The organism is Candidatus Berkelbacteria bacterium (genome assembly GCA_016187225.1).
In the GTDB taxonomy this organism is placed as follows: Bacteria; Patescibacteriota; UBA1384; order JACPKC01; family JACPKC01; genus JACPKC01.
The window spans coordinates 37247-49551 of the sequence record JACPKC010000004.1 but is presented as its reverse complement, the minus strand read 5'-3'; the positions used below and the strand labels follow the sequence as shown (position 1 = coordinate 49551).

The 12305-nt window shown below is 47.3% G+C and carries 9 protein-coding genes and 1 tRNA gene; 6 read left to right on the top strand and 4 right to left on the bottom strand.

Features of this window, described 5'->3' with window-relative positions:
- Window positions 1-15: 15 nt before the first annotated feature.
- The 6 genes from HYW32_00920 to HYW32_00895 all read left to right on the top strand — a co-directional run bounded on the left by HYW32_00920 (window position 16) and on the right by HYW32_00895 (window position 5722).
- A tRNA-Gln gene (locus HYW32_00920) sits at window positions 16-90 on the top strand.
- A gap of 91 nt (window positions 91-181) precedes the next feature.
- Window positions 182-1057, top strand: a complete 876-nt coding sequence (locus HYW32_00915) for a right-handed parallel beta-helix repeat-containing protein (protein ID MBI2589585.1) — start codon at window positions 182-184, stop codon at window positions 1055-1057.
- Window positions 1058-1063: 6 nt separating this feature from the next.
- Complete coding sequence (locus HYW32_00910; GenBank protein MBI2589584.1) at window positions 1064-2746, top strand: PQQ-like beta-propeller repeat protein; 1683 nt, start codon at window positions 1064-1066, stop codon at window positions 2744-2746.
- Window positions 2747-3595 (top strand): hypothetical protein, encoded by an 849-nt coding sequence (locus HYW32_00905; protein ID MBI2589583.1) that lies wholly within the window; start codon window positions 2747-2749, stop codon window positions 3593-3595.
- A 95-nt stretch (window positions 3596-3690) separates the two neighbouring features.
- Complete coding sequence (locus HYW32_00900; GenBank protein ID MBI2589582.1) at window positions 3691-4254, top strand: macro domain-containing protein; 564 nt, start codon at window positions 3691-3693, stop codon at window positions 4252-4254.
- A complete protein-coding gene (locus HYW32_00895; protein ID MBI2589581.1) occupies window positions 4238-5722 on the top strand; it encodes a DUF2779 domain-containing protein in 1485 nt (494 codons plus the stop codon). Before HYW32_00900 ends, HYW32_00895 begins: the two co-directional genes overlap by 17 nt.
- Window positions 5723-5741: 19 nt before the next feature.
- On the opposite strand, the gene HYW32_00890 is transcribed toward HYW32_00895, so the two are convergent.
- From HYW32_00890 to HYW32_00875, 4 genes are read right to left on the bottom strand one after another with little or no spacing between them, the layout of a single operon-like run.
- Entirely contained in the window at window positions 5742-6431 is a 690-nt protein-coding gene (locus HYW32_00890; protein MBI2589580.1) for a VIT1/CCC1 transporter family protein, read from the bottom strand.
- A 17-nt stretch (window positions 6432-6448) separates the two neighbouring features.
- Window positions 6449-7399: a hypothetical protein gene (locus HYW32_00885; GenBank protein ID MBI2589579.1), complete on the bottom strand. Its 951-nt coding sequence runs from the start codon at window positions 7397-7399 to the stop codon at window positions 6449-6451.
- 23 nt (window positions 7400-7422) lie between these two features.
- Window positions 7423-8019, bottom strand: coding sequence for a sortase (locus tag HYW32_00880; GenBank protein MBI2589578.1), 597 nt, complete (start codon window positions 8017-8019; stop codon window positions 7423-7425).
- Window positions 8006-11923 (bottom strand): hypothetical protein, encoded by a 3918-nt coding sequence (locus HYW32_00875; GenBank protein MBI2589577.1) that lies wholly within the window; start codon window positions 11921-11923, stop codon window positions 8006-8008. Before HYW32_00875 ends, HYW32_00880 begins: the two co-directional genes overlap by 14 nt.
- Window positions 11924-12305 lie beyond the last annotated feature (382 nt).

Below are 12305 nucleotides of genomic sequence, written 5' to 3'. Positions count from 1 at the left end.
AACTTGATTCATTCTTCCGGGGTCGTCTAGCGGCAGGACGCCACGCTCTGGACGTGGAAATCGTAGGTTCGAATCCTACCCCCGGAGCCAAGAAATTAGATACGAACTCATTTTTTGAAGATGAGAAGGTTCGCTCGCCCAGCCCCGCCATTGGCGGGGCGAATCATGCTAAACTAATTTTATGAACTGGAAAAAAATATCATATATTTTGCTGATAATTATAGTTTTTATTATTATCTTCACCACCTACAAATTTTTTTCAACAACCCAAACATCCAATGCTTCTATAAGCGGGTGGTTTATCGGCAATCAGGTTTGGAGTGATAACATTTTCGTTACCGGGGATATTGTAATTCTAGGGGACCTGACTGTTTTACCTGGAACGACGATTAAATTTTCTGTTGGGGATGATCGCCATTGGGGGGACGAAATACCGCCAGATGGTTTTAACGACAAAGACCCAACACGACTCAAAGCGTATTCAACCACTCACTCTAGTCTTTTTATTTTAAAAAAAATCATCGCCAAAGGTGAACAAGCGAAACCCATTGTCTTCACATCTGCGGAAAAAAAACCAAATTTAGCTGATTGGGAGGCGATAATCTTTCAAGGCGATGAGAGTATCGTAGACAATGTTACTGTTGAATATACTCGCAACGGAATTAACCCGACTGGAAAACAGCCAAATAGCGTTATCCAAAATACTATATCTCGACACGCTCTGTGGGGAGCGATATCGTCGGCTAACTCAAATATCAAAATAATTAAAAATTATTTATCTGACGCGGGACACGAGGGGATTGATCTTAAGTTCAACAGCGATCAAGAAGTTTCAGGCAATATGATAGATGATTGCCATACCGGCATAGCGTCTATTGCTGGATCGCAAATTATCAAAAATAACATCATCACAAATTGTGGCGATGGTGTTTATGTCGATCCTAAATCAAGTGCGCAACCAATTGATAATATTTTTACGCCCGCTCCAGAGAAGAGCCAGCGTGTCTGGAAATATGGCAACTATGAAATTCCGATTTTTGGCTATCCGGAACTTTAGCAGATAATGAAAATTAAAAAGTCACTCGCCATTCTCGGATTATTTGTCGCTCTTTTTATTCAAACAGAAACGTCTCTTGCTACTATCTCTGGTCTTGCCGATTCATCTTGGCCAGTGTTCCACGGTGATCGAAAGTTAACTGGACAATCTAAGTACGATACCTCAAAAACTAATGGCACTATCAAATGGGAATTCAAAGCCGAAGGGCAGATAGAAACATCTCCTGTTATTGACGCAAAAGGTGTGATTTATTTCGCCGATCACCGATGTTATCTCTATGCGATCAATCAAGATGGGAGTTTAAAGTGGAAATTCAAAGGCGGCGAGCCAGTGCGTTCTATCGAATGGGGTGGCGAAAGCTGTGCTCAAGGTTCTCCAACAATAGGTAATGATGGAACAATTTATTTTTTGCCGATGAGTGGCAATTTTTATGCTATAACATCTGACGGAAGTGAAAAATGGAAATATCCTGTTTTTACTTTTAAAAATGCCTGGCCAACTCCAGCCATTGGACTTGATAGAACGATCTATGTGGGTAGCGAACTCTATCCGCCAACTGAAACCGGCAGACCGCAAGAGAGACCTTCTTATTTTTATGCATTTAATCCAGATGGAAGCCTAAAGTGGAGCTGGGACCCAGGCGGCTCTTCGTGGGTCAATGGAACACCAGCTATTGCCGATGACGGTACTATCTTAGTTTCAGCGAACGATTGCGCAGATAACAATTGTGCCAATATGCTCTTCGCAATAACTACTAACAAAGAAATTAAATGGAAATTCAATCCTCCGGAAGGCGTTCAAGAGGGTTCTCCAATGATCGGGCCTGACGGGACGATATATTTTCTCGCCAAGGGCGCTAAGGATCCACGAAAAGCTTTTGCTTATGCTCTAACTTCCGATGGAGAGCAAAAATGGCGAACGCCTTTTGAAAACGGACTAAGCATTACTCCGGCACTTTCAAATGACTCTAAGCTCTTTTTCGGTGACTGGGGAGGAATTTTTTACGGATACGATACAAGCGGCAAGGAGCTTTGGCGCTCACAAACTCCAAATCAATATGAGGCTCTAAGCTCATCACCGGCACTCGGTTCCGACGGCACAATATATTTTGGAACTTTAGCAAATTACTTCTACGCCTATTCTCCAGATGGAAAAGAAAAGTGGAAAATACCTGTCTCAAGCGGAGTTGACTCATCGCCGGCAATCGGCTCTGACGGTACGATTTATTTTACATCGATCGCCGGGAGTCTTTATGCAATCGGTTCTGGCCAGGGACCAGCCGTACAAAACTCATTCGCTACACAAGGTCAGTCAACAAAAAATTCAAATTCAAATTTACTACTCACCCTAATCGCCGTCGGTACGCTTTTGGTAATTTTTGTCGCCATCATCTTAGCGATCCACAAAGCAAACAAAATGATTATTGTTGCTTTAGTGATCTGTTCAGTATTCTTGATAATACTTATTTGGTCTGTTTTTAATAAAAATAGTAAAAATGATTCTGCAAGCGCCCCCGCTTCGAGTGCTAACCCTTGTCCTCGTCGTGTCTATGGCGATGCAGGAAGTTACTATGGAATTTTCGGCATGGATCAGAGAAATATCATTCAAACTGAATTAGATCAATACCGGAAGAACTGTAAGGATACTATTTGGCCGGAAGATACTCAAAGTGGGTATCGGGGAGATTAAATGGAAGAAAATTTGCAATCAAAAAAATCACCTCACTCATGGCTTAAGTGGATTTTGCTCATAAGCGTCGCCTTGCTTGCTGTTTTTGTGGCTATAAATACCATTGATGGGAAGCAAAGTCGAGATAATCCTCAAACAAACATAACGGATGACAGTTCTGCGCAAGACAGTCAAAACGCAAGCAAATACTGGGTCCAGAGCGCGGATGGTTGGCAATCAGTCGGCACTCCGATAGCTTGCCCCGAGCCATTGGCGTTCTCTTCGATCACCGAGCTTGACGAGGCAACTTCGGTGCTCTATCCGGGCCAGATGCGCTCGGTCGGCTATGAGCCAACAGCTGGTTTTCGTTTCGATAGATCACCTAATGAAGCAATCTCCATTACGGCGCCGATGAATGGAGAAATCGTTCAGGCCGCTCGATTTCTAGTTGGCGAGGAGACACAATATGTTTTTGACGTTTTATCGCCCTGCGGAATTCTAAATCGTTTTGATCATTTGCTTGAAATTCCTTTCAAACTGCAAGCTATGATCGATAAACTCCCAGAGCCAAAAGAAAATGATTCACGCTCAACGCCTATCTCACCGCCGATTAAGATATTTCAAGGTGAAACCATCGCAACCGCGGTTGGAATGCGCAAAAATAATAACACGTTCATTTCGTGGACAGCTTACGACTTGAGGCAAAAAAATAAGATCTCTAGCAATTCAACTTGGGCGGCCGAACATCCGGGTTTGTATCACTACGTAATCTGCCCGTTTCCCTATATGCCAAGTGAAGATCAAGCGCGGATCAAAACACTGCCGGCCGCTGATTCCATGAGTGGTAGCAAAAGCGACTTTTGTGATTAAGGTCTGGCCGCACGGTAGTTTCAATGTGCAAACAGCGTCCAGTAGTCCTATCGCTCCCCCTATTTAATCCTGAAAAAACGAGCTACAATCTTACCATGACCACTCGGGTGACTTTCGTTGAAGGCAATATTGCAAAACAAGTAGTTGATGCGATCGTTAACGCGGCGAACCCACATTTGCGGCCCGGTTCAGGCGTTTCGGGCGCCATTCATCGGGCAATTGGACCAGAACTTTGGACCGAATGTCAGAAGCTTGGTCACTGCGAGACTGGCCAAGCCGTTGTGACACGGGGGCACACACTGTCAGTCCGTTTCGTGATTCATACAGTGGCTCCAGTTTATAGTCACCATGCAGGCCAAGAGGCTGAACTCCTCGCGCACTGTTACCGATCATGCTTGATTCTTGCGGCAGAGCGTCAGGTACGCAGTATCGCCTTCCCATCACTTGGCACCGGAACTTACGGTTACCCCGCCGCCGAAGCGACAACGATTGCTATTGCAACTGTAGTCGAGTGGATTAAGCAGTATCCGGATCAGTTCAGTGAAATCCGGTTTGTCGCTTTTACGCCCAAACAACTGGCCGAGTACCAATTAGCGTGGCATCAAAACGTGCCGAACGGTTCATATGAAAGCGATAACAAGAATGATGCAACTTTCTAAATCCGACTACATGATGTTTCTCAAGCACCCGGCGTGGCTGTGGCTTAAAAAACACAATCCGGAAAAATTGCCTCCTATCGACGCCAACGTTCAGGCAATTTTCGATGCCGGCCATGCGTTCGAGGCCTATGCGGAGGCGCGGTTTCCGGAGGGTGTAAAACTCGGTTTTAATGGGTTCACTGAATATCGGGCGCTCACGGCTCGCACGCAATCGACTTTAAACGATAACGCTAAAACTATCTTCCAAGGGCGCGTCGAAGCGGATGAGCTAACCTGCATCTTCGATATTCTCGATCGAACCGGCAAAAATACGTTCGATCTCTATGAAGTCAAATCGAGTACAAAAGATAAGCCGGAACACATCGATGATCTGGCATTCCAAAAGATAGTGCTCGAGCGTGCTGGACTGGCTATCGAGAAAATCTCGGTAATTGTTGTGAACAATACCTACACCCTTCATGGCAATATCGAGGCGAAAGCGATCACGCAAATTATTGAACTCACCGAAAAGGTAACTGCCAAACTCGCCGAAACAGAACAAAAAATCAAGCAGGCTCTGACAGTCATGAAATCATCTGAACGGCCAGACATTTCGCCTCGTCATGCCCAACAACAATATCTTAAAGAGTGGCTCGAGATTTTTTATACCCTGAAACTCAACACCGACGCGTATAATATCTATCAGATCAATCCACCGAACAACGACCTAATTGGTGAACTTGAGGATCAGGGTATCGAACTCATCAAGCATATTCCGGATCGTTTTGAATTCGACAATGCCAAACACCGCCGCCAAGTGGAACTGACGAGACTTGAGAAGCCAGTCATCCAGCTCGAGCAGATTCGGACATTTCTTAAGTCATTCCAATTCCCACTCTACTTCTTTGACTATGAAACAATTGGCGGCATCATCCCGCCGATGAACGAGATGCGCCCGTTTCAGCAACTCCCCATGGAGTATTCTCTTCACATCCTACGCGAACCCGATGGCGAGCTTGAGCACCGAGAATTTCTTCACTTCGATACCACGAATCCCGGTCCGCCTCTTGTGACACAGCTGCGAGAGGATTTCGGCGAAATTGGTACCATTCTCGTCTGGAATGAAAAATTCGAAAAGCAATGCAACTTAGATCTTGGTGAGATGTTTCCGGAACACCGGGCGTTTATGAAATCACTCAATACCCGAATTATCGACCTTATGCTACCGTTCTCGGCGCACTGGTATGAAGACTACCGTTTTTTTGGAAGTGCAAGTATCAAAAAAATCTTACCGGTACTTGTGCCGAAGTTGAGCTATGCGACACTCAATATCCAAGAAGGGCAAACGGCGCAACGGCTTTGGATGGAAACTGTGCTCAATGGCAAATACGCAGATCGGCGCGAACAGATTAAGAAAGACCTCCTGCACTACTGTGAACTCGACACGCTCGCGATGGTTCGGATTTACGAGCAACTTTTAGAACTATAAATAAACGAATTGAAGAGTTTTAGGCAATCGAGCCAAGGAGAGCGCCGACAGCGTAGGCAACTCCGGCGGCAAGGGCGCCAACAGCAAGCATCTCAAGCCCGGACATAAACCAATCTTGTCGGGTAACCCTGGTACGGAGCGCGCCGAGCACAAAAAGCGTCAAAGTCGTGACAAGAATGGAAGTCAAAAAAGCATTCGGTAACGCCAGAATAAAGGGCAAAAGAGGCAAAGAGCCAACTAAAATGAACGCAAGAAAGATCGCTCCAGCGTTCTTATACGGTTGACCATCTTCAGCGGGCAATCGAAATCGACCGCGAGCGAGCGCCTCGACCCAGGCTCGGCGATGGCTACTCACGATCCGTGTTAATTCAGTTAACACAGAATCCCGAAATCCTTGCGAATAATAATACTCCGAGAGCGCTTTTTTGGCCTCGCTGGGAGTCTTAAGGATAGCCTTTTCTAAATCAGCTCGCTCACTTTGCACAAAATCAAGCTCGGAACGACTCCCTAAATAATCGCCGGCCGCCATTGAAAAACCGTCAGCAAAAAGATTTGCAAAGCCGAGAATGAGAACGACCGAAATAGGCAGATCGGCGCCAGCCACGCCCGCAACGATCGCGAAAGTTGTAATTAAACCGTCATTCGCACCAAAAACCAAGTCTTTAATGTAGCGCCCCTGCTGAAAATGGAATGAATTTTGGGATTCCATACGAAGGGGAAGGCTGACTACTTGAGAGTAGCGCGATAAATGCCTTTTTCGTGTTGGCCATAGTACATCATCCAGGCGCTCCCAATCTTGGCAAGTGTCGGGTCGCCAGGTGGATTCGGTGAATACATCACTTTTTGATCGACATTTGGTCCACGATAGATGAGTTCAGGTGAGCCAAAAGTATTTGAGTAAGCGCTTTCGTAAATACCCTTGTATCCCCAAAAATAAAGCCCGAGCGAACCATCATCGCGATTGATCCATTCAGGTCCATCAGCCCAGCCCTCAAAAACGTTCGTGCGCGTATCAAGCGCAAAGCCCTTCTTCTCCCATTCAAGACCGTCGGCTGAAGTTGCGATAAGTAAAACACCTTGAGTTTTATTCGGTACTTGTGAATTATATGAGGAGTTAATTGTGCCCCGATAAACCATAAGATACGTGCCATCGGAAACGAGAATCGTGGTCGAGGCGCCGACACTTTCAAGCGCTAAACCGAGTGTATTCACTGCATCGACTCGCGTGCCCGCTTCATCAGTCCACTTGAGGCCATCGGTCGAGATTGCGCTCTTAATAACGCCGCTATTCTGAAAGTACATCCGCCAGGTGTTGTCGGGTAGTTTCATAACATCCGGAAAAGTTGACAGCGTGCGTCGCACGCCAGCTTCCGGTGTCCAAGTAATGCCATCGGCTGAAAGCGCTGAATAAACCTCGAGTTGATTGCCGGACACTTCTGGTTCAATGGCATAGTACATGCGAAATCGTCCATCGCCTAAATCCACAACATCGGCATCAGCGTATTTGCCAGCGACCGCTACTTCCTGCTCAACCCATAAATCTTCATTTTCTGAAACTTGAGAAGTAATTGAATCTTGTGTTTCAGGCTGTGCCTGGGGTAAAACGCGTAAAATCAACCAACCAGTTCCGACAATAAGTAAAATAACCACAAGGCCAATAATAATTACTCGACCCATATTGCCCTTTCAATAGTGGAATATTAACTCTTAACTCGTTCAGCCTGAACCACCCAACGTTTTTCGATTGTGCCAGGCGGCCAACAAGTCATCAAGGTTACAATTTCTTGATCAGTTTGATCAAGAATAGAAAAATCATTTGCTTCTACGACCTCGCTCCGAAACACTTTGTAGTTCAAAACTTCGTCGTTGTGTTTGACTATAAAGGTTTCATCTTTAATTAATTTATTGAGTTCTCTGAAAACTTCGTTGTAATCGCCTTTATCGCCTTTTAAGTAGGCGGAATGGCCGAAAATAAAACTGTTGCCGGCTTGCCCAGGCTTGGGTGTGCCGGCATAGTGAGCTACGCCATGTGTAAGCGCCGCCAAATAAGCCTTCTCGTCGGTGCCGGGCACATCTTCAACAATTGGAACGTCCAATTTTAGTTCTTCGATCACGAGGGAGTAACTCTCGCTCTTGGGTGGCACCTCAAGAGCGGTCTCTTCGGCAACTACCTCTTGGACTGGGGTGACGGGACGGGCGCTCTTAGCCTGAACACCCGCAACCGCGCCACCAATTACAATTAGGAGTAAGAGAAGACTTGCTACCCTGGGCAGGGCAGGGACATTAGGCCGACGCATACTGCTTGTGCGCAATACCTGCACCTACGCCTGCCAGGGCGGCAAGGAATGCTGCCACGACCATGAGTAAGCCGTTATTCGATGTCTCAACTGGCCCAGTGAGTGGCAAGGTCGTAGCGCTGGGTGTCGCTGAAACCTGCGTCGTGTTCGCCGATTCATTGCCAGTCGCATCAACTGACCGCGCTACATAATAGTATTTTGTGCCATTTGTCAGACTACTATCCTCATAACGTGTTGTGCTGGAGGCAGTTGTTGAACCAATTTTACTCCCAACTGTGCCAGACGTCGTTGAGCGGTAAATATTAATATGGTTGAAATCAGAATCGCTCGGGTTAGTCCAGGTAAGCGCAACTTTACCGCTTGTCCCAAGGTCAGCGGCGGCGACATTTGTCGGCGCTGATGGTGCAGTTGTATCGGTCGCGGCCACAATTGCGAAGTCGGTAAAGTGGTTAGTTGAAAACGTTACTTTATCGGAGGCTTTGTCAACTGCGCTCGAAATAACTGGTTCCCAAATTCCGCTATCTTCATTAAAAGAGCGAACTTCCAAATTATCTTCTTTCACGCCGGTTGGAAGTTTGTTCGCATCGTATTTAATCGACCCGGATACCTGACCGGAGAGAGAGGTAATTGCATTGCCGCTTGAGTCAGTCGCGTCGACGCTCATGCCGACAATTGGCTCCAAAGCCTTGGTTGGCACAAGCTCTTTATCGAGCGGAGTGACCGATAGAAGTGGATCACTACTCGAACTACTTGAATCGCTACTCTCATCACTACTCGAACTACTTGAACTCAAGGCGCCAGCCGGAATATTCAAAGCAATTTTCTCATCGCCACCCTTCGAGAGGCTGACCGTGCTCGGCGAACTACTACTAATTTCCTGCACAACCGGAGCGGGTAAGACGCCGGTATCCGTTTCTGTTTTGAAGACCATGCTTTCGGTTTCGTTTTTATCGATAATCACTTTTTGAATGGCGCTACCCTCAACCTTGCCATTATCTTCTGGGCTATCTTTGCCGGCCTTAATGTTGTATGTCCCGGCCGGCAGATCAATCGTCACTTTGCCATCGCTACCCGCCGTTGACGAGAAATTAATCGTACCTTCATCATTAAAAATCTGCACCTCGGCGCCGCCAAGATCGTTACTGTCTTTATTATTGACCTCAACAGTCGCCTTGGCATCAGCCTTTTGCAGACTTAGGTTAATATTTTCTTTCGTCTCACGCGCCTTAATGTCAACGGTCACATTCTGCGTGACAAATAAACCTTCCTTGCGCGCATTCACAATCATGCTGTACTTATTCGCCGCCACATCAATTTCGTAGCTACCATCATCTTCGGTTACATCAGAGAAACCAAAGTCGATTCCCTCTTCTTCTGGGCCCGGACCAGGTCCGCCTGGGCCTTCGCCGATCAGTTCAGCCAAACCAGGATCAGCGGTAATTGTAACGCCTTTAATTGCTGTTCCATTTTGATCTTTGACTGTGCCCTTAATCTTGGCATCAACTTTTGCCAAGGTAACGTGTTGAGTTAAAGTCTCACCGTCATTGCCCTCAAGTTCAACAGGGCTAATGTTAGGAATATAGCCACCCTCTTGCACCATACCTGGATCGCCAGCGGCAACACCGATCCTGAATTTCGTATCAGGCACAAACTTTGCCGTATATGTGCCATCGGCTGGGTTGTATTTGCCATCGCTGAAGCCACTCTCGCCAAAGAGACCGATCATAATGCCGAGCGAACCGTCTTTAACGACCGCGTTATTATTTGAAGCATCCCGAACTTCACCAGTGACTGTCACTGTCTTGGTTGCCGCTAAAAGATCGGCTGTGGCGCCGTTATCGCCGACCGTGACAGTTTTCGCAATTCCCATATAGTTAGAATCCGGTGGGAAAAAAGTGTTAAAAGTAAAGTCGCCTTTAGTAGTGTAGATTGTGCCGCTTCCACCGGATGTCGAGCCACCAAAACCACCGCCCTTGCCAGTAAAACCACTGCCCAATGGCCGGGCATTAACAAAGGCCCCTTCTGAAACTGCGTTATTATTTTTGTCTACCGTCCGCACCGTTACGCTTTTATCTGCCAGATCGAAGTTAAGCGTTACGGTATCGCCGGCTTTGGCGCGTTGAGGCGCTGTAACTGGGAAGAGACGAGAAGTTTCTTGATCAAAACCACCTGCGGAGCCACCACCCGGGCCTTCTTGGGCGTAAGCCGCGGCAATGTTAAACATCTGGAGCCAACCGAATTCTTCGCCATCACCTTCACCGCCCTCGCGTTTGCCAGGGCCACCTTTGCCACCCGGAATGCCCATCACCCGACCTTCAAAGCCAGCCGGGACCTTAATCTGCGCTGTTCCAGTTGAATCAGTAAAGCTCATAAATGGCGGGCCCGGTCGTTTAATTTGAAAGGTCATGACTGGCATATTGGCAATGCCCTCGTTTTTACCGCCATCAATCCGTTTGGCGTTAACGGTAATGGTTTTATCGAGCGCAACCATTTTAATTGTGCCGAGATTGTTTGCGCCTGGATCGATCTTAAACTGTGTATCTGGTGGCATAGCAACCGATGCGCCTGGATCAAAGTAATTTAACTCCCATGTGCCGGTGCCAGATTTGGCCTTAAATGAAAAATTGCCGTCTTGCTGGACCATGATTGGGATCATAGTGTGAGTGCGGAAATTCATTGCGCCCATGCCGCCCATATTAACCCCGCTACCATTCGGTTTTTCAAGTTTGCCGGTTACCGTTGCATCGGCTCGATCGACGAGAACGTCACCCATTGCAATTGTTTCAGCAACTGATGCGGCCTGGACAAAACTGACCTGGCGCGGCGCGCGTGGGAAAAAATCATTTCCCGTTTGTGATTGATTACCTGGACCGCCCGGACCGCCGAAAAAGTTCGGCATGACATTAATATAGTAGTTGCCGCCGCCAACTCGCAAGGTAAATTCACCACTTGAGTTTGTTGGGCTAGAAGCAAAGCCGCCTGGGCCATTTGAAAAAGCATTGACGTTGGCATTGGCCACCACGGCGCCAGTATCTGAATATTTCACAACGCCAGTAATGACTTTGCTTGATTTTTGGAGAGAGATATTTTGTGTCACTGTGCCGGAGGCTGGGACAGTGACTTGAATTTGCTCAAAACGCAGATATTGCGAGATCGAGGAGGCGTTACTGCTATTTGGATCCATTGCGTAACTCATTTCAAGCATGTAATTGCCAGCTGGCACACCATAAAAGCCATAAGTGCCGTTCGTGGCAGTTGTTGCTTGCCAAAACCCGTTTTCACCGTGAATTTCAAGCGGGAAATTGGCGACGGGAGCGCTGGTCGAAGCTTCAGTTACCGTTCCCTGGACATTTTGCGTACCGATCGCGATCACGCCATTACTGTCTGGCCCTTGGCGACCGTCGAGCGGAGTAAAGGAATCTTTTGTATAAGTATTAGTTCGCAACGCACCGCCACGACTTGGGTTAGTGACACCGCTAAATTTAAGCGTGATCTCACCAGCCGGAATTGCCGTTGTCCCTTTATTGTGAATCGAAATACTCATCCCGCCCTTGCCCTCGGACCAAAAATTGATTTCCTGCCCCGCAAACCCCTCTGTGCTACCACTTGCAAGTGTGCTACTTGTGAATTGCGGCGGCTCCATTCCGGGCTGGACGCTGAGCCAAATTTCAGCTCCACCGGTATTGATTGGGATCGCGGTTTCGGTCGTGAACGTATGGGTATACGTCACATTCGTGGCGGACGCTGTAGTATCTGAAAGAGTCCACGTTGGACTTGTGATATCGCCGGCTCTGGCGGTGTCGATCTCAAATAACGTCGTCACGTTATTTGGACCAACAGTGAGGACCGCAATGGCCACGACCAGTGTGATCGGCGCCAGTACACTCCAGAAACGTTTGAACATTCCCCCTCCTCTATGAAAGCTTATATTGATAAAAGTTTGCACCCATTTAGGCACAAATGTCAGTTTAACATAGCTTGAGACTTGCCACTGTGGAAAAAGTGTGTAGTATTCGTGTTCGTGGGAACGGTCCGCCGTTCTCAATTTAGATAAAAGGGAGGAAAAATCTTGATCAGAAAGAAGGTTGTGTCGAACCAGATCGAGAGGAAACAACACGAAACTCTCGATCAGGTTCGTCTTCATACCGTGGCGGAACTTTCCAAGGAGGAGATAAATGAATTTTTCTCATTTTTTTGTGGAAACTCCTCTGGGAAAGAGGTCCCCACGAACGGACCCGGCTTCGGGTGGGGCAAGCGCCGCGACGATCGTATCCGGCGCGCCCGAA